At 60.2% G+C, this 21,691-nt stretch carries 20 protein-coding genes; 12 read left to right on the top strand and 8 right to left on the bottom strand.

What is annotated here, in order from left to right:
• Window positions 1–8 precede the first annotated feature (8 nt).
• Together AC1DQM_RS24635 and AC1DQM_RS24640 are read right to left on the bottom strand one after the other, a co-directional pair.
• Window positions 9–725 carry an LrgB family protein gene (locus AC1DQM_RS24635; protein WP_018925746.1) on the bottom strand — a complete coding sequence of 239 codons (717 nt, stop codon included), beginning with the start codon at window positions 723–725 and terminating at the stop codon, window positions 9–11.
• Window positions 722–1,084 (bottom strand): CidA/LrgA family protein, encoded by a 363-nt coding sequence (locus AC1DQM_RS24640; protein WP_477746986.1) that lies wholly within the window; start codon window positions 1,082–1,084, stop codon window positions 722–724. The genes AC1DQM_RS24635 and AC1DQM_RS24640 overlap by 4 nt, the downstream gene beginning before the upstream one ends.
• A 188-nt stretch (window positions 1,085–1,272) precedes the next feature.
• Here AC1DQM_RS24640 and AC1DQM_RS24645 point away from each other — a divergent pair, with 188 nt between their 5' ends.
• From AC1DQM_RS24645 to AC1DQM_RS24655, 3 genes are all read left to right on the top strand, one after another.
• Window positions 1,273–1,728, top strand: coding sequence for a MaoC family dehydratase (locus AC1DQM_RS24645; protein WP_018925744.1), 456 nt, complete (start codon window positions 1,273–1,275; stop codon window positions 1,726–1,728).
• A gap of 115 nt (window positions 1,729–1,843) precedes the next feature.
• Window positions 1,844–3,559, top strand: coding sequence for a C13 family peptidase (locus AC1DQM_RS24650; RefSeq protein ID WP_477746987.1), 1,716 nt, complete (start codon window positions 1,844–1,846; stop codon window positions 3,557–3,559).
• A 27-nt stretch (window positions 3,560–3,586) separates the two neighbouring features.
• Complete coding sequence (locus tag AC1DQM_RS24655) at window positions 3,587–4,228, top strand: oxidoreductase (protein ID WP_019650883.1); 642 nt, start codon at window positions 3,587–3,589, stop codon at window positions 4,226–4,228.
• Between the two features lie 156 nt (window positions 4,229–4,384).
• Here AC1DQM_RS24655 and AC1DQM_RS24660 read toward each other — a convergent pair whose 3' ends face one another.
• From AC1DQM_RS24660 to AC1DQM_RS24675, 4 genes are all read right to left on the bottom strand, one after another.
• Window positions 4,385–4,669: a YceK/YidQ family lipoprotein gene (locus AC1DQM_RS24660; protein WP_007937468.1), complete on the bottom strand. Its 285-nt coding sequence runs from the start codon at window positions 4,667–4,669 to the stop codon at window positions 4,385–4,387.
• Window positions 4,662–5,294, bottom strand: coding sequence for a flavin prenyltransferase UbiX (gene ubiX, locus AC1DQM_RS24665; protein ID WP_477746988.1), 633 nt, complete (start codon window positions 5,292–5,294; stop codon window positions 4,662–4,664). Before ubiX ends, AC1DQM_RS24660 begins: the two co-directional genes overlap by 8 nt.
• Window positions 5,291–6,640, bottom strand: coding sequence for a UDP-N-acetylmuramate:L-alanyl-gamma-D-glutamyl-meso-diaminopimelate ligase (mpl, locus tag AC1DQM_RS24670; protein WP_086945943.1), 1,350 nt, complete (start codon window positions 6,638–6,640; stop codon window positions 5,291–5,293). Before mpl ends, ubiX begins: the two co-directional genes overlap by 4 nt.
• Window positions 6,641–6,812: 172 nt before the next feature.
• Window positions 6,813–8,726, bottom strand: coding sequence for a sigma-54-dependent Fis family transcriptional regulator (locus tag AC1DQM_RS24675; RefSeq protein WP_477746989.1), 1,914 nt, complete (start codon window positions 8,724–8,726; stop codon window positions 6,813–6,815).
• A gap of 480 nt (window positions 8,727–9,206) precedes the next feature.
• On the opposite strand from AC1DQM_RS24675, the gene exaC reads away from it, so the two are divergent.
• The 9 genes from exaC (at window position 9,207) to AC1DQM_RS24720 (ending at window position 18,571) form a co-directional block, all read left to right on the top strand.
• Complete coding sequence (gene exaC, locus AC1DQM_RS24680) at window positions 9,207–10,727, top strand: acetaldehyde dehydrogenase ExaC (RefSeq protein WP_018925737.1); 1,521 nt, start codon at window positions 9,207–9,209, stop codon at window positions 10,725–10,727.
• A 191-nt stretch (window positions 10,728–10,918) separates the two neighbouring features.
• Complete coding sequence (gene eat / locus AC1DQM_RS24685) at window positions 10,919–12,289, top strand: ethanolamine permease (RefSeq protein WP_019650879.1); 1,371 nt, start codon at window positions 10,919–10,921, stop codon at window positions 12,287–12,289.
• Between the two features lie 119 nt (window positions 12,290–12,408).
• Entirely contained in the window at window positions 12,409–13,803 is a 1,395-nt protein-coding gene (locus tag AC1DQM_RS24690) for an ethanolamine ammonia-lyase subunit EutB (protein ID WP_018925735.1), read from the top strand.
• Between the two features lie 8 nt (window positions 13,804–13,811).
• The gene (eutC, locus tag AC1DQM_RS24695; RefSeq protein WP_477746990.1) at window positions 13,812–14,636 is read left to right on the top strand and encodes an ethanolamine ammonia-lyase subunit EutC; all 825 of its coding nucleotides are present in this window, start codon (window positions 13,812–13,814) and stop codon (window positions 14,634–14,636) included.
• Between the two features lie 113 nt (window positions 14,637–14,749).
• The gene (locus AC1DQM_RS24700; RefSeq protein WP_018925733.1) at window positions 14,750–15,211 is read left to right on the top strand and encodes a GNAT family N-acetyltransferase; all 462 of its coding nucleotides are present in this window, start codon (window positions 14,750–14,752) and stop codon (window positions 15,209–15,211) included.
• A 268-nt stretch (window positions 15,212–15,479) separates the two neighbouring features.
• The gene (locus AC1DQM_RS24705; protein WP_019650877.1) at window positions 15,480–16,136 is read left to right on the top strand and encodes a DedA family protein; all 657 of its coding nucleotides are present in this window, start codon (window positions 15,480–15,482) and stop codon (window positions 16,134–16,136) included.
• A 6-nt stretch (window positions 16,137–16,142) separates the two neighbouring features.
• The gene (locus tag AC1DQM_RS24710) at window positions 16,143–16,955 is read left to right on the top strand and encodes a M90 family metallopeptidase (protein WP_477746991.1); all 813 of its coding nucleotides are present in this window, start codon (window positions 16,143–16,145) and stop codon (window positions 16,953–16,955) included.
• 113 nt (window positions 16,956–17,068) lie between these two features.
• Window positions 17,069–17,596, top strand: coding sequence for an inorganic diphosphatase (gene ppa, locus AC1DQM_RS24715; protein ID WP_007933577.1), 528 nt, complete (start codon window positions 17,069–17,071; stop codon window positions 17,594–17,596).
• A gap of 228 nt (window positions 17,597–17,824) precedes the next feature.
• Window positions 17,825–18,571, top strand: coding sequence for a S24 family peptidase (locus AC1DQM_RS24720; protein WP_019581363.1), 747 nt, complete (start codon window positions 17,825–17,827; stop codon window positions 18,569–18,571).
• A 690-nt stretch (window positions 18,572–19,261) separates the two neighbouring features.
• Here the strand turns inward: AC1DQM_RS24720 and AC1DQM_RS24725 are convergent.
• A complete protein-coding gene (locus tag AC1DQM_RS24725) occupies window positions 19,262–20,068 on the bottom strand; it encodes a YfaP family protein (protein ID WP_477746992.1) in 807 nt (268 codons plus the stop codon).
• A gap of 3 nt (window positions 20,069–20,071) precedes the next feature.
• The gene (locus AC1DQM_RS24730) at window positions 20,072–21,691 is read right to left on the bottom strand and encodes a DUF2300 domain-containing protein (protein ID WP_477746993.1); all 1,620 of its coding nucleotides are present in this window, start codon (window positions 21,689–21,691) and stop codon (window positions 20,072–20,074) included.

A 21,691-nucleotide genomic window follows, 5' to 3' on the forward strand; every position in this document is an offset into this window, starting at 1 on the left:
ACATTTCCTTACACCACCATCGACACCGCCAACGGCAGGAATACCGCCGTGGCCACGCCCATCAGACTCATCGCCAGCGCCGCGAAGGCGCCGCACTCCTCACTTTCCTGCATGGCCACCGCCGTGCCGACCGCATGGGCGGTCATGCCCAGAGCCATACCGCGGGCCTCCGGGCTGTGGACACCGAGACGAGTCAAAAGACTCGGCCCGAAGATCGCTCCGATCACCCCGGTAATCAACACGAACACCGCCGCCAGCGCCGCGACGCCACCAATCTGCTCCGCCACCAGCATGGCAATCGGCGAGGTCACCGACTTGGGGGCCATGGTCATCAGGATCATGTGTTCGGCGCCGAACCACCAACCCAGCAGCACTCCCATGCCCGTGGCGACTACGCCACCTATCACCAGCGTAGTAAATATCGGCCAGAACAACTGTCGAATCCGCCGCAGGTTGAGGTACAGCGGCACCGCCAGCGCAACGGTGGCCGGCCCGAGCAAGATACTGAGGATCTCGGTGCTCTTGCGGTACTCAACGTAACTCAGACCGCAACTGACCAGCACGCCGATGACCAGCAGCATGGAGACCAGCACCGGTTGCAGAAAAATCCAGCGGGTTTTCTCGAACGCCGCCAGCACCAATTGATACGCGCCCAGCGTAATACCGATGCCGAACAGCGGATGATGAATCACCGACGCCCAGGCGCCGTGCCAATCGAACATCATTGGCTGTCCTCGGAATGGGCGTGACGCTTGACCATGCGCTGCATCAGCATCCCGGCGAAGGCCATCGACAGCACCAACGACAACACCAGCGCACCGGTGATCGCCCAGAAATCCGCGGCAATGTCAGTGGCGTAGACCATCACGCCCACGGCCGGCGGCACCAGCAGCAACGGCAAATAACGCAACAGGCTGCTGGCCGCAAGGTTCAGCGGTTCGCCGACTTGACCGCGGCTGATCAGATACCCCAGCAGCAACAGCAGGCCAATGATCGGCCCCGGCAGCACCGGCAAAAACAGATGATTGAGGGCTGTGCCGAGCAATTGAAACAGCACCAGCCAGGTCAGGCCACGTAACAACATCCATCCTCTCCCGCGCTCTCCCCCACCAAGAAGGGGCCCGACATTATAAGCACGCTATGAGTCGGCATTCGCCAAAAGCATGGTCAGTTGACCGGAGCAATTTGTCATGTTGATCTAAAGTGGTTCGCAGGGAGGTCAAGTCCCCCACTCGAAAAACTATAAATCCGATGAACCCAAGGAGAGTCTCAATGCCCTATGTTCCAGTTGCAGAGCTCAAAGATTATGTCGGCAAGGAACTCGGATGTTCCCAATGGCTCACCATCGACCAGGAACGCATTAACCTGTTCGCAGAAGCCACAGGCGATTATCAGTTCATCCATGTCGACCCGGTCAAAGCCGCGCAAACGCCTTTTGGCAGCACCATCGCCCATGGTTTCCTGTCGTTGTCGCTGATCCCCAAACTGATGGAAGACATCCTCATCCTGCCCGAAGGCGCGAAGATGGTGGTCAACTATGGCCTGGACAGCGTGCGTTTCATCCAGCCTGTGAAGGTTAATTCCAGGGTTCGACTCAAGGTCGACATGAACGACGTCACCGAGAAGAAACCCGGCCAATGGCTGCTCAAGGCCACCGCTACGCTTGAAATCGAAGGATCGGACAAACCGGCCTATATCGCCGAGCCATTGTCCCTCTGCTTCGTCTGACACATGCCTGATTGCGAAGCAGCTCATGCTGTTTCGCGCTGTGTCTGTGCCGTGTCTCTATAAATGCGACACATAGCTGCGGCATACTCCGTCGCCTAATTGCCCGGATCCCGCTATGCGCTCACTTGCACTCCTTGCCCTGACCCTGATGCTCACCGCTTGCGGCGATGGCGAATCGCTGTTGCCCCCCGACGCCCGCCTGCCGGACGGCGGACGCTATCGTGGTGATCTGGTCAACGGCTTGCTGCAAGGCGAGGGTCGCATCGATTACCCGAACGGCAGTTGGTACGCCGGTCACTTCGACAAAGGCCAATGGCATGGCCAGGGCGAATGGCACGGCAGCAACGGCGAGGTCTATCGCGGGCAGTTCCAGCAGGGGCTGTTCGACGGTCAGGGCACGCTGACCACCACCGGCAGCAGCTACACCGGCGGTTTCAAGGCCGGTCGACGGGATGGTGAAGGCACCCTCAAAGAAAACGCCATGACCTATCGTGGCGAATTCAAGGCCGACCAATATTCAGGGCTCGGTCGTCTGGAACTCGAAGACGGCAGCCAGTACCAGGGTCAGTTCGCCCACGGCAAACCCAACGGCGAAGGCCAGCGCAGCGATGCCAGCGGCAATCAGTTCACCGGGCATTTCGTCGACGGCCAACTGGAAGGCAACGGTACTTTCAACAGCGCCGATGGCGATATCTACGTCGGTGGGTTCAAGAACAATCAACTGCATGGCAAGGGCCGCTACGAAAACGCCGATGGCGATGTCTGGATCGGTCAGTTCAAGGAAGGCGTGCTGAACGGCAAGGGCGAGTTGATCGGCGCCGATGGCAGTCACTACATCGGTCAGTTCAGCGACTGGCGCTTCACCGGCCAGGGCCGCTTGAACCTGGCCGATGGCAGTTTCTATATCGGTCAGTTCGACGGCGACAACTATCAGGGCAAAGGCACGCTGGTGCTGACCGATGGCACGGTGCTGAGCGGCACCTGGATCAACAGCCAGCGCGTGCGCGACGCCGACGGCAAGCTGCTGCCCGACACCCTGGAACTCGGCTTGCTGGCCCAGGGCCGCTTGCTCGACGAAGCCCTGGCCAATGTGCCGGCCTCGACTCCGGCGGTCGAACTGTACACCTTGACCCTGGGCGGTGACGGCAAGCAGAGCGTGTTCCTGCGCGAATCCGACTACGTCGCCAACATGCTCGCCAGCCGATTCGGCGCTTTCGGCCAGATTCGCCTGGTCAACCATCGCGAGCACCTCGGCGACCGGCCGATGGCCACCCGGGAAAACCTGCGCCGCGCCGCCCAGACCCTGGCCGAGCGCAGTGGCCCGGAAGACTTGCTGTTCATTTACCTGACCAGCCATGGCTCCAGTGAACACGAACTGGTACTCGACCAGCCACGCATGGAACTGGCCGACCTGCCGGCCGACGAACTCGCCGCCGTCCTCGCGCCCCTGAAGAAGCGCGACAAGATTATCGTGATTTCGTCCTGTTATTCCGGCGGCTTCATCCCTGCCCTCAAGGATGAACACACCCTGATCATGACCGCCTCGCGAGCCGACCGGGTGTCCTTCGGGTGTTCGGAAGAAGCCAACTTCACTTATTTCGGCGATGCCTTGTTTGCCCAGGCGCTGAACCAGACCGACGATCTGGAGCAAGCCTTCAAACGGGCCAGCGCCACCGTGGCCGAGCGTGAGCTGGCCGACAGCTTCGAAGCTTCCGAACCACAGATCTGGGCGCCGAAAGCCGTGCTTGCCCATTGGCAATTGTTACGCAAGCAGCAGGCACGAAAGGCATTGCAAAGTGTCTCTATCAGCAAGGATGAAAAGAGCAACTAAGCTGAACAGTATCAAGGGGGAATAACTATGTACTTGACGCCTCAGCATGTATTGCTTGCCGGAGCTACCGGGTTAACCGGTGAACATTTGCTTGACCGTCTGCTCAACGAGCCAACGATCGCACGCGTATTGGCCCCCTCACGCCGGCCACTGGCCGAACATCCTCACCTGGAAAACCCGGTCGGTGACCCGACTGTGTTTCTGCCGCAATTGAACGGTCGCGTCGACGTCGCCTACTGCTGCCTTGGCACCACGATCAAGCAAGCCGGCTCCGAGGAAGCGTTTCGCGCGGTGGACCTGGACATGGTCGTGGCCTTCGCCAAACGTGCCCGGGAAATGGGCGCACGGCACCTGATCGTGATCAGTGCCTTGGGGGCCGACCGCAGATCGCCGATTTTCTATAACCGGGTTAAAGGTGAGATGGAACACGCATTGCGCGCGCAGAATTGGCCGCAGCTGACCATCTGCCGGCCTTCGCTGTTGCTGGGCGATCGCGCCGAGCCGCGACTGGCCGAACGGGTTGCCGGTCCGTTGTCGAAATTGATTCCGGGCAAATACCACGGCATCGAAGCCTGCCAACTGGCCCGCGCCATGTGGCGCCTGGCGCTGGAAGAGCAGGATGGCGTACGGATTGTCGAGTCGGATGAGTTGCGTAAGTTAGGCAAGTAATTTCAGGTCGACATCGGACCTGTGGCGAGGGGGCTTGCCCCCGTTCGGCTGCGAAGCAGTCGTAAATCCAGGCGATTTGGTGCAACTGAAGAAACGGAGGGCCGCTACGCGACCCAACGGGGGCAAGCCCCCTCGCCACAGGGAGCGCAGCTACCCTTACAACCCTCCGGTCGCCTGAAACCCAACACCTAAAACCGTCAACAACGACAACGGCAACAGCAATGTGTCGAGCAAAGCACTGGCCGGCAGATCAACACCGGGATAACTCGGCGCTTCTGCGCCAAATCTGTCCATGGCGCAGCACCCGCCGTTCATTGCATACAAATCCAGACGCGTCCCCGAATACACCACCGGTGCCCCGGGTTTGGCGGCATCGAGGGTGCGCGCCGTGGCGCAGCCCGCCAGTTGCACCGCCAGCAGGATGATCAGCAGCTTATTCATCACTGCTCAAATGATTCTCGCCCCAACGCGGCAGCATGTCTTGCGGAATGTTCAGCAGATTGAGAATTCGCGCCACGACGAAGTCGATCAAGTCATCAATGGTTTGCGGCTGATGATAGAAGCCTGGCGATGCCGGCAGAATCGTCACGCCCATGTTCGACAGCTTGAGCATGTGCTCCAGATGAATGCTCGAATACGGCGCCTCGCGCGGTACCAGAATCAGCTGGCGGCGCTCCTTCAACGTCACGTCGGCCGCCCGCTCGATCAAGTTGTTGCAGGCACCGGTCGCGATCGCCGACAAGGTCCCGGTGGAACACGGCACCACCACCATCGCCGCTGGCGAGCCGGAGCCCGAAGCCACCGGCGACATCCAGTCTTCCTTGCCGTACACCCGAATCTGCCCGGCGGCGGCACCGGTGTATTCAGTGAGGAAGGCTTGCATCATCTGCGGCTTGGAGGGCAGCGAGACATCGGTCTCGGTGGCCATCACCAGTTGCGCGGCCTTGGAAATCAGGAAGTGCACCTCGCGGTCTTCACGCACCAGGCAGTCGAGCAGGCGCAAGCCGTACTGGGCGCCCGAAGCGCCGGTCATCGCCAGCGTGATGCGTTCCGGACCATTGTTCATTGCAGCGCCTCGGCCAGTTTGCCGTGCAGGCCGCCGAAGCCGCCGTTGCTCATGATTACCACGTGAGTGCCGGGCTGGGCCTGGCTCTTCACGCGCTCGATGATTCCTTCCAGCGAATCGCTGACAATCGACGGCACGGTGCACAACGCCGCCGTGGCGCCCAGGTCCCAACCGAGGTTGGCCGGCGAATACCAGATCACCTGATCGGCATCGACCACGCTTTCCGGCAAACCATCACGGTGAGCACCGAGCTTCATGGAGTTGGAGCGCGGCTCGATGATCGCGATCAGCGGCGCATCGCCGATGCGCTTGCGCAAACCGTCGAGGGTGGTGGCGATGGCGGTCGGGTGGTGGGCGAAGTCGTCGTAAATGGTGATGCCACGGACTTCCGCAACTTTTTCCATCCGGCGCTTCACGCTTTTGAACGCGCTCAGTGCCGCGATGCCCATCGACGGCACGACGCCGACGTGACGCGCGGCGGCCAAGGTGGCCAAGGCGTTGGCGACGTTGTGCTGACCGGTCATGTCCCACTCGACCACGCCTTGAGCGACGCCTTCGAACATCACTTCGAACTTCGAGCCATCTTCACTGAGCAGTTTGACCTGCCATTGACCGCCGGCGCCGGTGGTTTGCACCGGAGTCCAGCAGCCCATCTCGATCACGCGCTGCAAGGCCGGCTCTGTAGTCGGATGGATCACCAGGCCTTCGCTCGGAATGGTCCGCACCAAATGGTGGAACTGTCGCTCGATGGCCGCCAGATCAGGGAAGATGTCCGCGTGATCGAACTCCAGATTGTTCAGGATCGCCGTGCGCGGACGGTAGTGAACGAATTTGGAACGCTTGTCGAAAAATGCGCTGTCGTATTCGTCGGCTTCAATCACGAAGAACGGCGTATCGCCCAGACGCGCCGACACCGAGAAATTCTGCGGCACTCCGCCGATCAGGAAACCCGGGCTCATGCCGGCGTGTTCCAGGACCCAGGCGAGCATGCTGCTGGTAGTGGTTTTGCCATGCGTGCCGGCAACCGCCAGCACCCAGCGGCCTTGCAGCACGTGATCGGCCAGCCATTGCGGGCCGGAGACGTACGGCAGGCCTTTGTTCAACACGTACTCGACCGCAGGGTTGCCGCGGGACATGGCATTGCCGATCACCACCAGGTCCGGGGCCGGATCGAGCTGCGCCGGGTCGTAACCTTGCGTCAACTCAATGCCCTGGGCTTGCAGCTGAGTGCTCATCGGCGGATAGACGTTGGCATCGGAGCCGGTCACATGATGGCCTAGCTCTTTGGCCAGAACCGCCATCGAACCCATGAAAGTGCCGCAAATACCAAGAATATGAATGTGCATAGTCGACCTCGTAAAACATGGCCGCAGGTTAGCGTAGGGAGGGGAAAATCGCACTCTTTAGCTGTAACGCTCTACGTGGGAATGCAGCAAGGGACGCTCTGCGTCCCAAAAGCGGACGCAGAGCGTCCGGGGAGGCATTCCCACGCAGAGCGTGGGAACGATCAGTCACAACCTAACGGGCGATACCGTGTTTGCGCAGCTTTCTATAGAGGGTATTGCGGCTGACGCCCAGCTGTTCAGCCGTGTGGGTCATGTGCCAGCGCTGCTGTTCCAGTGCGTTGAGCAACGCCAGTCGCTCGGCATCGTCCAGCGGATACTCGGACGGCGCTTCAATCGTCGCCACCGTCACCGGCCGGGCCTGACGAATCATCGCCGGCAAATCTTCCAGCCCGATCCGACCGCCATCACACAACGCCGCCAGGGTCCGCAGCACATTACGCAACTGCCGCACGTTCCCCGGCCAGGCAAAATCCAGCAAGGCCTGCCGCGCCGCTGCATCAATCAATACTGTCTCCCCGCCCGCCTCTTCGGCCAACAGAAAGTCGAGCAACTGTGATTTATCCGTGCGCTCGCGCAACGCTGGCAATGCGACTTCCAGCCCATTGAGCCGGTAATACAAATCCTCGCGGAAACTGCCGTCCTGCACCCTTTCGAGCAGGTTACGGTGAGTGGCGCTGATGATCCGCACATTGACCGATTCCGGCTCGCCGCCAATCGGCACCACCTGACGGTCTTCCAGCACCCTTAATAGCCGGGTCTGCATGCTCAGCGGCATGTCACCGATTTCATCCAGAAATAATGTCCCGCCATCGGCCTGCTGCAACTTGCCACGCATGCCTTCCTTGCGGGCACCGGTGAAGCTGCCGCCGCGATAGCCGAACAACTCGCTTTCGATCAGGCTTTCGGGGATCGCCGCGCAATTGAGGGCGACGAACGATTTTTCCGCCCGTTGACTGGCCTGATGCACGGCCTTGGCGAAAGCCTCCTTGCCTGAGCCGGTTTCGCCGTTGATCAGCAACGGCACGTCCCGTTCGAACACCCGCAAGGCCTTGCGGAAGTCTTCCTGCAACGCGGCATCGCCCAGGCAAATACCCGACAGCCGTGGACGCTCGGCCACTGCCGGGCTTTGTACCACCGGTGCAGGAATGCTGCGCGGCTGCCCACGCAATACAGCAAACAGCCGCCGCCCGTCGCGGGTGCGCAACGGCCAACTGGCGCTGGCATTGGCGCTCGCGCGGCCGAGCAACTCGTCCAGCGAGCAATCGAAGAACGCCTCCACCGGCTGGCCCAACAGCCCGCCGCGAATATGCCCCAGCAAATTCAGCGCACTCTGATTGACCGCACAGATCCGCCCTTCCCCGTCGAACGCCAGCAGCCCTTCGCTGAACAGTCCGACGGATTCGGCCTGCAAGTGAAAACGCAGTAGCCATTGATTGTCGAAGTAACGCAGGAAATAACAACTCTCGATCATCTTCGCCGACAGATTGACCAGGGCCATGGTGTGAAACTGGCTCTGCCGCGAAACCTCGTGACGCGCCGAAGACACGTCAAGCACCGCCAACAGTTCACCATGAGGGTCGAACACCGGGCTTGCCGAGCAGGTCAAGCCGGTGTGGCGGCCACGAAAGTGTTCGTCCTGGTGGATGGTCAGGGACTGGCGCTCCACCAGGCAGGTGCCGATGCCGTTGGTGCCTTCGCAGGCTTCGCTCCAGTCGGCGCCAAGCCAAAGGCCGGCACGTTCGAAAATCTTCCGTTCGGCGGGCGCGGTGACGCAGTTGAGGATCACCCCGCGAGCGTCGGTCAGCAACACTGCGTGGCCGGCGCCGGAGAGTTGCTGGTGGAGGCTGGTCATTTCGTTGCCGGCGATCTGCAACACTTGCTGCAAGCGTTCGCGGCTTTCCAGGATGCGGGCATGCTCCAGCACCGTCGGCGCCATGGTCAGGGCCGGGTCGAGGTGATAGTCCTCAAGGCAACGCAGCCAGGAGCGGGCAATGGACGGATCACTGCCGGGACCGTGCAGGTGGGACTTACCCTGGGTCACGGTCAACACTTGCTGGGCATGGCGACTCAAATGGTTGTCGTGCATTTCTTATTATTCTCCCCGATAGGTGAGTGCCTACCTATAACCACTTCCTGTGGCGAGGGGGCTTGCCCCCGTTCGGCTGCGCAGCAGTCGTAAATCCTGAGCATGCGGTGTATCTGGTAAATCGAGGTGAATGGTTTGGGGGCTGCTTCGCTGCCCAACGGGGGCAAGCCCCCTCGCCACGCAAGCTCCCTCGCCACAGAGGATTACCTGTGTGGCAATTTGAGGCCCAGCATCCTCCAGCCATCGACGCATTGCAATGCTGGCAAGACCCATCGGTCACAGGTTGTGCCACAAGCGGTACAAAGTGTCACACGGGTTGTACCGCAAGCGTCACAAGCACCGCCCAGCCGTCCGACAAAAAACACACAAGTCCTTGATTTAACTGACCTGCAAGGCGGTGGCCCAACCTTTGCTCTACGCTTGTTACCGCGCTCTGGCGCGTCCTCCCTTATAAGCACAAAAGCCAAGGAGAAACCCATCATGCGTTACGCTCACCCCGGTACTGAAGGCGCTATCGTTTCGTTCAAGAGCAAATACGGTAACTACATCGGCGGCGAGTTCGTCGCGCCTGTCAAAGGTCAGTACTTCACCAATACTTCGCCGGTCAACGGCCAACCGATTGCCGAATTCCCGCGCTCCACTGCCGAAGACATCGAAAAAGCCCTGGACGCCGCCCATGCCGCCGCCGATGCCTGGGGCGCCACGTCCGCCCAGGCACGCTCGCTGGTGCTGCTGAAAATCGCCGATCGCATCGAACAGAACCTGGAACTGCTGGCGATCACCGAATCCTGGGACAACGGCAAGGCCGTGCGTGAAACCCTCAACGCCGACATCCCGCTGGCCGCCGACCATTTCCGCTATTTCGCCGGTTGCATCCGCGCCCAGGAAGGCAGCGCCGCCGAGATTGACGGCAATACTGTGGCCTATCACATCCATGAGCCGCTGGGCGTGGTCGGGCAGATCATCCCGTGGAACTTCCCGATTCTGATGGCCGCCTGGAAACTCGCTCCGGCCCTGGCCGCCGGTAACTGCATTGTCCTCAAACCTGCCGAGCAAACCCCGCTGGGCATTACTGTGCTGATGGAGCTGATCGGCGACCTGCTGCCACCTGGCGTGCTCAACGTGGTGCAAGGCTTCGGCAAAGAAGCCGGTGAAGCCCTGGCCACCAGCAAACGCATCGCCAAAATCGCCTTCACCGGTTCGACTCCAGTCGGCTCGCACATCATGAAATGCGCCGCCGAAAACATCATTCCATCCACCGTGGAGCTGGGAGGCAAGTCGCCGAATATCTTCTTCGAAGACGTCATGCAGGCCGAACCGTCCTTCATCGAGAAAGCCGCCGAAGGTCTGGTGCTGGCATTCTTCAACCAGGGCGAAGTTTGCACCTGCCCGTCCCGCGCCCTGGTACAGGAGTCGATCTACGACGAGTTCATGGAAGTTGTCATGAAAAAAGTCCTGCAGATCAAGCGTGGCGACCCGCTGGACACCGACACCATGGTCGGCGCCCAGGCGTCCGAGCAACAATTCGACAAAATCCTTTCGTACCTGGACATCGCCAAGGGCGAAGGCGCCGAGCTGTTGACCGGTGGCAAGGTGGAAAAACTCGAGGGCAGCCTGGCGACCGGGTATTACATCCAGCCGACCCTGCTCAAGGGCACCAACAAAATGCGCGTGTTCCAGGAAGAAATCTTTGGCCCGGTGGTGAGCATCACCACCTTCAAGGACGAAGCCGAGGCCCTGGCCATCGCCAACGACACCGAGTTCGGCCTGGGTGCCGGCCTCTGGACCCGCGACATCAACCGCGCCTACCGCGTGGGCCGCGCCATCAAGGCCGGTCGCGTGTGGACCAACTGCTACCACCTGTACCCGGCACACGCCGCGTTCGGTGGTTACAAAAAGTCCGGCGTCGGCCGTGAAACCCACAAAATGATGCTCGATCACTATCAGCAGACCAAAAACCTGCTGGTGAGCTACGACATCAACCCGTTGGGCTTCTTCTAAAAACCGGGGGCGATACAGGTATTTCTGTGTCGCCCTTCAGAAGGCCGTCGCGGGCAAGCCCGCGATGGCGTCCTTAAACGCCTCCTTCATCGCCCTGCCGGCCTGGCATGGGCTTTGCGTGCCCGCTCTACACCTGAACGCCACACCCGAAAGTCCAACAGATCAAACAATAAAAAAGACAGAGAGGACTTATGACTTCTACTACACAGCTCAAACCCACACTCGGCACCCTGCATCTATGGGGCATTGCCGTCGGCCTGGTGATTTCCGGCGAGTATTTCGGCTGGAGTTACGGCTGGGGCACCGCAGGTACCCTGGGTTTTCTCGTCACCGCATTGATGGTGGCGACGATGTACACCTGCTTCATCTTCAGTTTCACCGAATTGACCACCGCCATTCCCCACGCTGGCGGGCCGTTTGCCTACAGCCGTCGGGCCTTCGGCGAGCGAGGCGGACTGATCGCCGGCATCGCCACCCTGATCGAATTCGTCTTTGCGCCACCGGCAATTGCCATGGCCATCGGCGCCTACCTCAATGTGCAATACCCGGAACTGGACCCGAAGGTCGCCGCGGTTGGCGCCTATTTCGTGTTCATGACCCTGAACATCCTCGGCGTCAGCATCGCGGCCACCTTCGAACTGGTGGTCACTGTGCTCGCCGTCGCCGAATTGCTGGTGTTCATGGGTGTGGTCGCACCGGGCTTCAGCTTCAGTAACTTCGTGCTCAACGGCTGGTCGGGCGCCAATGAATTCAGCATGGCCTCGATTCCCGGCATCTTTGCGGCCATCCCGTTCGCGATCTGGTTTTTCCTCGCCATTGAAGGCGCAGCCATGGCCGCCGAAGAAGCCAAGGACCCGAAACGCACGATTCCCAAGGCGTACGTCAGCGGCATTTTGACCCTGGTGTTCCTCGCCATCGGCGTGATGGTCATGGCCGGCGGTGTCGGCGACTGGCGCCAACTGTCGAACATCAACGACCCGCTGCCTCAGGCGATGAAAGCCGTGGTCGGCAACAACTCGAGCTGGATGCACATGTTGGTGTGGATCGGTCTGTTCGGCCTGGTGGCGAGCTTCCACGGGATCATTCTGGGTTATTCGCGGCAGTTCTTCGCCCTGGCTCGCGCCGGTTACCTGCCGGCCTCCCTGGCCAAACTGTCGCGTTTCCAGACCCCGCACCGGGCGATCCTGGCGGGCGGCGTGATTGGCATCGCGGCGATCTACAGCGACGGCCTGGTCAACCTGCAAGGCATGACGCTGACGGCTGCAATGATCACCATGTCGGTATTCGGCGCCATCGTGATGTACATCATCAGTATGCTGAGCCTGTTCAAACTGCGTAAAACCGAACCCAACCTGGAGCGCACCTTCCGCGCGCCGGGCTACCCGATCGTACCGGGGATCGCACTGTTCCTGGCGGTGGTGTGCCTGGTGGCGATGGCCTGGTTCAACGCGCTGATCGGCTGTGTGTTCCTCGGTTTCATGGTGGCCGGTTACCTGTATTTCCAACTGACCGCCAAGCAACGCGCCGATGCGCCGGCGGATGCGATGCTCGAAGGTGTCTGAATTGCACCGGCGCCGGGCTGATTCCCGGCGCCTGCCCTATTGAAGTGCACCAGAACCCGCTCCCACAGGGGTTTAGTGGTGCATTTGAGATATTTATTGAATCAGGAGGACACCGTCCCATGGCCGTATTTGCCCATACCGTCGGCGCCCAAACCTACCGCTTCGACAGCCTCAAGGAGGTCATGGCCAAAGCCAGCCCGGCGCGCTCCGGGGACTTTCTGGCCGGCGTTGCCGCCCTCAACGATGGCGAGCGGGTGGCCGCGCAGATGGCCCTGGCCGACACCCCGCTGGCCCACTTCCTGGAGGAAGTGCTGATTCCTTACGAGGCCGATGAGGTCACCCGACTGATCATCGACACTCACGACAAACAGGCTTTTAAAGCGGTCAGCCACCTCACCGTCGGCGGTTTCCGCGACTGGCTGCTCAGCGAAGCCGCCGATGAACAAAGCCTGCGCGCCCTCGCCCCCGGCCTGACCCCGGAAATGGTCGCCGCCGTGTCGAAGATCATGCGCGTGCAGGATCTGGTGCTGGTGGCGCAGAAAATCCGCGTGGTCACCAAGTTCCGCGGCACCCTGGGCCTGCGCGGCCGGCTCTCGACACGCCTGCAACCCAATCACCCCACCGACGAACCGGCCGGCATCGCCGCCAGCATTCTCGACGGCCTGCTGTACGGCAACGGCGACGCGATGATCGGCATCAACCCGGCCACCGACAGCATCGCTTCGATCTGCGCCATTCTGGAAATGCTCGACGCGATCATCCAGCGCTACGATATTCCGACACAAGCCTGCGTGCTGACCCACGTCACCACCTCCATCGAGGCAGTCAATCGCGGGGTTCCGCTGGACCTGGTGTTCCAGTCAATTGCCGGCACCGAAGCGGCCAACGCCAGTTTCGGCATCAACCTCAACGTTTTACAGGAAGGCTACGACGCGGGCTTGAGCCTGAATCGCGGCACATTGGGCCAAAACCTGATGTATTTCGAGACCGGCCAAGGCAGTGCCTTGTCGGCCAACGCCCACCACGGCATCGATCAACAGACCTGTGAAACCCGCGCGTACGCCGTGGCACGGCATTTCAAACCGTTTCTGGTGAACACCGTCGTAGGCTTCATCGGCCCGGAATACCTCTATAACGGTAAACAGATCATCCGCGCCGGCCTCGAAGACCACTTCTGCGGCAAGCTGCTGGGCGTCCCCATGGGCTGCGATATCTGTTACACCAACCATGCCGAAGCCGACCAGGACGACATGGACACTCTGCTGACCTTACTGGGCGTAGCCGGGATTAACTTCATCATGGGCATCCCCGGCTCCGACGACATCATGCTCAATTACCAGACCACCTCGTTCCACGACGCCCTCTACGCCCGGCAAACCCTGGGCCTGAAACCGGCGCCGGAGTTTGAACAGTGGCTGGCGAACATGGGCATCTTCACCCAGGCGGACGGCAAAATTCACTTCGGCAACAGCCTGCCACCGGCGTTCCGCCAGGCATTGGCGCAACTGGGATGAGTGTTTATATGGATAAGCCCCCCGTCGATCCGCAAAATCCGTTGCTGGAACTGCGTCGCCTGACCCCGGCGCGCATTGCACTGGGCCGCACCGGCACCAGTATGCCGACCCGCGCGCAACTGGATTTCCAGTACGCCCATGCCCAGGCCCGGGATGCGGTGCACCTGCCTTTCGATCACACGGCGCTCAGTTCGCAACTGACCGAGCGTGGGCGTGAGAGTTTGCTGCTGCACAGCGCGGCCACGGACCGGAACAGCTATTTGCAGCGCCCCGATTTGGGGCGCAAGTTGAGTGACGAGTCGGCGCAGACACTGCGTAATTACGCACGAGCCAATCCTGGCGGGGTGGATCTGGCTGTAGTGGTGGCCGATGGTCTCTCGGCACTGGCCGTTCATCGCCACACCTTGCCGTTTCTGGCGCGCATGGAAGAACAGACAGCTATCGAAGGCTGGTCCCTGTCACCGGTGATTCTGGTGGAACAAGGCCGGGTTGCGGTGGCTGACGAGATTGGCGAGCTGCTGGGTGCAAAAATGGTGGTCATTCTGATCGGCGAACGCCCTGGATTAAGCTCTCCAGACAGCCTGGGGCTGTATTTCACCTATAATCCCAAGGTCGGACTGACGGATGCCTACCGCAACTGCATCTCGAATGTCCGGCTCGAAGGCTTGAGTTACGGCATGGCGGCACACCGTTTGCTGTATTTGATGCGCGAAGCCTGTCGGCGGCAGTTATCGGGGGTCAATCTGAAGGACGAAGCCCAGATTCAGACGCTGGAGTCGGACACAGGAGCAGGTTTGAAAGGTAATTTCCTACTCAGTCCGTCGGATGCCTGAACCGTTTCCGCATTGCGTTTCTATTCTGGTTTAAGGCAGGATCGATGCACGGCCGCCAAGGGTTTCCTGTCGCCGTCACCACGTAAGACAGCCACTTGAAGACGAGACCTACCATGCGGATTATTCAAGCGACCCTCGAACACCTGGACCTGCTGACCCCGTTGTTCGTCAAATATCGCGAGTTTTACGGTTCCCTGCCGTATCCGGACTCGTCCCGAGCGTTCCTCGAAAAGCGCCTGCGGCGCAAAGAGTCGGTGATCTACCTGGCCCTGGCCGATGACGACAACAACAAACTGTTGGGTTTCTGTCAGTTGTACCCGAGCTTCTCATCTCTTTCGCTCAAACGCGTGTGGATCCTCAACGACATCTACGTCGCCGAAGACGCCCGCCGCCAGTTAGTGGCAGACAACCTGATCCGCACCGCGAAGAAAATGGCCAAGGAAACCAATGCCGTGCGCATGCGCGTTTCCACCAGCAGCAACAACGAAGTCGCGCAGAAAACCTACGAATCCATCGGGTTCAGGGAAGACACCGAGTTCAAGAATTACGTATTGCCGATCAGTGACGAACTTTAAGCTCACCAAGAAGATCGCAGCCTTCGGCAGCGCCTGCATCGACCGAGGCAACCTCGAAGCTGTAGGTGCTACCGAAGGCTGCGACCTTTTCCGACAAACCCTGAAACACATCGACATTCCTCGCTACAAACTCGACGCGTTTTTCACTTTTCACCCCGTATAATGCCCACACCTCACGGCTCGTAAGAAAAATCACACCCCGCTGTAGTCTTACGCGAAGCTATCCGCACAGGCCTGCTGAGTCGGGCCATCACCACAGGTGCTTTCCATGGATTTCAACCCGATCGACGTTATTCTGCATCTCGATGTTTACCTCGAGATGCTGGTGAACAACTACGGAGCATGGATCTACGCCATCCTGTTCATGGTGATCTTCTGCGAAACCGGACTGGTGGTGATGCCGTTCCTGCCGGGCGATTCCCTGTTGTTCATCGCAGGCGCCGTGGCGGCCGGTGGCGGCATGGATCCGGTACTGCTGGGCGGCCTGCTGATGCTGGCGGCGATCCTCGGCGACAGCACCAACTACGTGATCGGCCGCACCGTCGGCGAACGGCTGTTCAGTAACCCGAACTCGAAAATCTTCCGCCGCGATTACCTGCAACAAACCCACGATTTCTACGACAAACATGGCGGCAAAACCGTGACCCTGGCGCGCTTCATGCCAATCATCCGTACCTTTGCCCCGTTCGTCGCCGGCGTTGGCAAAATGCCTTACCCGCGTTTCTTTGCCTTCAGCGTTTTCGGCACCATCCTCTGGGTGGGTGGCCTGGTAACCCTCGGTTACTTCTTCGGCAACGTACCGTTCATCAAGAAAAACCTGTCGCTGCTGGTGGTGGGTATCATCCTGGTGTCGCTGCTACCGATGATCATTGGCGTGATCCGCAGCCGTCTCGCTAATGCTGCATCCAAAGCCGAACCCCGCTGACTGACGATGTGGTCCCTTAGCGCCTGGCGACGCCGGCGCACCCTGGCCAGGCATCCGATTGCCGACGACATGTGGCAACGGGTGCGCCATCACCTGAGCTTCCTCGATGGCATCAGCGCGGCTGAAGACCAGTGGCTGCGCGAAGCCAGCGTGCTGTTCCTGCAAGACAAACACCTGACCGCCCTGCCCGGCGTCGAACTCCACCAGGAGCAGCGCCTACTGCTCGCCGCCCAGGCCCAATTACCGCTCATGCATTTGGGTGATCTGAACTGGTATCAGGGCTTTCACGAAGTCATCCTCTACCCCGACGACTTCCTCAGCCCCCAGCGCCATCGCGATGCCAGCGGCGTCGAACACGAATGGGATGGTGAACACAGCGGCGAAGCCTGGCAGCAAGGCCCGATCATCCTCGCCTGGCCCGGCGTAATGGCCAGCGGTGGCTGGGAAGGCTACAACCTGGTGATCCACGAACTCGCACACAAACTCGACATGCTCAACGGCAACGCCAATGGCCTGCCACCGCTGCACGCCGACATGCGCGTCAGCGACTGGGCCAAGGTCATGCAGGAAGCCTATGACGACCTCGACCGGCAACTGGAGCGCAACCCGGACGCTGAAACCGCCATCGACCCGTACGCCGCGGAAAACCCCGCCGAGTTCTTCGCGGTCACCAGCGAATACTTCTTCAGCGCCCCGGATCTGCTTTACGAGGCTTATCCACAGGTCTACGAGCAGTTGAGGCTGTTTTACCGGCAGGATCCCTTGGCAAGGCTTAGGCAACTTCAGGCCAATGATCCGGTCTATCAGGCTCACGACTAAGGTCTACACGACCTCTGGCACATAGCAACGGTGGCGGAATATGCCTATAATCGCCGCCACTTTTTGGTCAATCCGGCCAAGTGTTTTTGGTCAACTAACGGGGGCACCGCCCAATGAGCTACAGCAAGATTCCGGCTGGCAAAGACCTGCCGAACGACATCTACGTCGCGATCGAGATCCCGGCCAACCACGCGCCGATCAAATACGAAATCGACAAAGACAGCGATTGCCTGTTCGTTGACCGTTTCATGGCCACCCCAATGTTCTACCCGGCCAACTACGGTTACATCCCGAACACCCTGGCTGACGACGGTGATCCCCTCGACGTGCTGGTCGTGACTCCTTACCCGGTTGCTCCAGGTTCGGTGATCCGCGCGCGTCCAGTCGGCATCCTGAACATGACCGACGACGGCGGCGGCGATGCTAAAGTCATCGCAGTCCCACACGACAAGCTGTCCCAGCTGTACGTGGACGTGAAGGAATACACCGACCTGCCAGCCCTGCTGATCCAGCAGATCGAGCACTTCTTCGCGAACTACAAAGACCTCGAAAAAGGCAAATGGGTGAAAATCGAAGGCTGGGACGGCGCAGACGCCGCCCGCGCCGCGATCACCAAGTCGGTCGCTGCCTACAAAGGCTGAGAAGCAACGGTTAGTTTCTAGCCTCACGCTTCAAGAAAAACCCCGGTTGATCCGGGGTTTTTTGTGCCTGCCTGGAACGCTTTTAACAACGAGTTTTGAGCATTTCGGCCTGGGTGTTTGCCTGTTTATTTTTTACGAAAAGCGTCTTACATCCGGTCTTAAATTTCCCTCGAAATTTGAACGGGTCGTTTATTCAAACCCCCATCCTGCGCCCGTAGACTCGTGTTTATGAAAAAGAACACTAGCGGCCCACGGTTCAGAGCGCTCCTCGAAGCAGCCAACATCACAACGACAGGATTTGCCGCTTTCTTCGACACGGAAGCGCAAAATATCCATAACTGGTACACCCGTGGTGTGCCCGCTTATCGCATGGAGGAAGTCTCCCGACTTCTGTCTGTCAACAGTGACTGGCTGAAAACCGGCGAAGGCCCTAAAGAGTCCTCACGCCTGCGTGTGCTCGACGAGTCCGGCAACACCTTCGACGCCCAAGCCATCCGGGGCATCTACACGGTGATCGAACCCATCGACGTCGAACTGCCCTTCTTCAAAGAGACCGCCACCGCCCCAGGCTCCAACAAAACCCACGTCGTCGAGGACCCCGGCCAATCCATCCGCCTGCCCCACAGCTACCTCGACTCCCTGGAAATCAAACATGCCAATGCCATCTGCACCCATATGATCGGCAACAGCATGGCCGAAAAGATTGAAGACGGTTCTACCCTCGCCATTGATCGCGGGCTTACGCAGATTATCGATGGCGAAATCTATGCGATCGAACATGACGGGATGTTGCGGATCAAGTACCTGCACCGGATGCCGGGAAATGCGCTGCGACTGCGCAGCCACAACCGTGCTGAGTATCCGGATGAGATCTTCAATGCCGAACAGATCGACAAGCAGAACATCAGGGTATTGGGATGGGTGTTCTGGTGGTCCACGCTCAACAAACGCAGACCGTCCGTACCGTTCCTGTAAATACAAAGCCCTGCGATCCAATGTGGCGAGGGGGCTTGTCGGAACGCCGCACCGCCCCGTTCGACTGCACAGCAGTCGCAAAACCTGAACATGCGGTGCTTCGGGATTACCCACTTCAGGGACGCTCCGCGCCCCAACGGGGGCAAGCCCCCTCGCCACAGGGTCAAAGCGGCCACACAAAATCATTCCCGCAAAGCTCTACCCCGCACGCCAAGCTGGGAATTCCTCAAAAAAATCAGTATGCTGCGCCCCACATTTGCGCATCGACCCTTTCCAAGGCTCAGATCGCACCGACAAGGCAGATCACTTTCTCGCCAAGTCCCACAGCCGGACGCAAGATCCGGGTGTACGTTTTGAAGGCTGGCGCGGCTTACCAAAAATAAACCAAGCCAGTCCCCGAGAAGCCGGCCACAAGCCGGCTTTTTAATGCCCGGAATAATCCCGCGCCCTCCTCCTCGAACCAACCTCAGCCGCCTCATCAAGCGCCGCACTCCTTGTAGCAGCTGGCGAAGCCTGCGTCCGGCTGCGAAGCAGTCGTAAAATCAGGCAACCGGTTCTTTCAGGAAGACCGTGTACAGCGGATATGCGAGGACTTCGGTCGAGCGCGACCCCGGTTCGAACGCAGCCTCGCAGGCTCGGCAGCTGATACGGATGGGATAAAGGTCTCAGCACTGCCGAGACGATCTCCCCTCACGGATAACTAAACCCCTTAACCAACGTCAACTCCCCCACCGCCCGCATCGGCACCAGGAACGTCTCCATTTTTTCATCAGGCGTCCCCTCCTCCGTAATCACCGTCACTTGTGCAGTGGTCAGCGGCTGAACCGCATCCTCCTGCCCTTCGTCATCACTGCGATACCCACCACCGTAGTAGTTCACGTACACCAGGTATTGCCCCTTGATCGGCGCGGGCATGGCGAAGATTTCCGGGCCGTAGCCGGTGGTCACGTCGACATCCAGCGCTGCGCCGTTGGGTGCAACTCGATCGCCGTACCAGATGTGCGCGCCGTCGGGCGTAATCAGGTGCAAGTCCAGATCCGTGTTGTCGCTGTCCCAGGACAGCAGCACCCGCAACTTGGCCGGGGTTGCGCCGCCGCTGGCGTTAAGAAACTGTGTGCGGTGGCGTTGTTGGCCATCGGGGCTGCGGACTTCAACGCTGTTGCTGCCTTTGGGGAATGAGAACGGGCGGTCGAAGTGACCGGCGGGATCGATCTTCAGTGGCATGCTGACGCCGTTGACGATCAGCTTGCCGGGCTCATTGCTCTTGGGGGTGGATTGGATCTGGCCGGTAATGCGCGCCGTGTTGGCCTGGCCCACCGGGGTGTTGACCGACGAGGCCGGGTAATTGACCGTCTGACGAAAGTTTTCGCCTTCGCCTTCAGGGGCGCCGGTACGCCAGCCGCCAATGGGCGTATCAAGTTTGACGGCGGCAAATGTCGCTGGCAGTACGCAAAAAGCGCAAAACAACAGCAAGACCTGTGGATAACGGAGTTTCATGGCCTATTCCAGCAAGAGGTGACGGGCGAGCCCTTCGATGTAGGTTTCATCCTGGCCGTTAGGGTGTGCTTCGAAGGCCAGGTGCAGGTATTCGTGGGTCAGGTCGAGGCGGTCTTGCAACGACTGCACGCCGCGTACGTAGATGCGCTGGCGTTCGCGGTCGACAAACGGACGACCAAAGGCCAGGCGGCAGACGGCGAAAGTGCTGACTTCGTTGTAGCCAACTTCGCTTTCGAGTCGTTGGCGCCAGCCGCGGCGCTGGTTTTGCAGCCAGTCTTGCGCGGCGGGCAGCGCTTCGCAGGAGGCGACCGGGTTGTCCCAGCGACTGAGGCTGGCGCGCGGGTAGGCATGCAGCAGGATGGCGTCGTAGCGTTGGCCGGCATTGGCTTGTTCGACGGCTTGCTGCCAGGAGAGTTTGTCCGGCCCCGGTTGGTCGGAGTGATAGGTGACGTTGCTGCCTGCGAGAACCAGATCGCTGGTCCACGCGGCGATGTTGCGCGATTCAGTGGCGGCCGGACGTGGCGCGACGCGCTGTCGACTGCTGCTGTCGTCGATACTCAAGCAGTCGCCGTTGCGGGTGGCGTTTTGCAGCAGGTAGGTGCGGATCGCGACCGCCAGGGCTTTGGCTGCTTCGACGGGTTCAGGCCTGGCTTCACGCTGCAGGACGCGGGCGACGTATTCTTCACGATCGAGGCGGGCGACGAGTTTGTCTTTGAGCAAGAACAACTCGCCGTCGCTGTGGATATCGAGTTGATTGCCGTTGGCGAACTCGACGCGGTAGTCGCCTTGCAAAGGGCCGGGCGCTATAACGCGATCCCCCGACAACACGCGTTTCAGTGGATAACGCGCGAACAGACCGACCTCAACACACTTCCCTGCCTCGGCTGGCCACGACGAGGGCAGCACCGTCGCCAGCGCCTGACCATAATGGCGCAACACCATTTGGCTGGTGCCGCGCCCACCGGCCCAGATCGGCGTGCCGTCTACCGTCCAGCCCGCGAATCCGCCTTGGCGCGACGAAGGATCCTGATCCCCCAGCCAGCTCCAGGTTTTCACCCGCAACCGACCACCGAGTTCACCCACGACATTGCCATCCGCGGCATTGAGCACCACATCGAGCAACACCCTTCGCGCCTGATCCTGCGCCGGCATCACGGCCAACACCTTCAACAACTCCGCCACCGAAACCCGGGTCTGCGGTTGCAACGACGGCAAATCCAGCAACCATTTCGGCGCTTGTCTGGCCTGCCAATACTCGCGCCACTGTGCGCCGGCAATGCCCAGGCGCGCAGGCTCAAAGTACAAGCCGCAAGACTTCACCAACGCCTGATCACGCCCGATCGTGCCGCCCGCCGTGCAGCAATAAACTTCTTCCTTCGATTGTCCGCGACATTCATAAGCGGGCTCGCGCGCGCCGGTGTCCACCAGCCAGCCGTAGACAAACAGCTTCCACAAGCTGCCCAACGGCGTCTGCAAGTCATCAGGCAATGGCTCACGCGAGATCACCTGAGTCTGGCTCAACGCAAGCAGCTCACCCTTGAAGCCCAGGCGCAGCGGCTCGTCCTGCGCTGTCGCCAGCGCAGGAATCAAACACAGCAACCACCAGACCAGACACCGGGTCAT

This window comes from Pseudomonas sp. 01L34 (genome assembly GCF_056400265.1).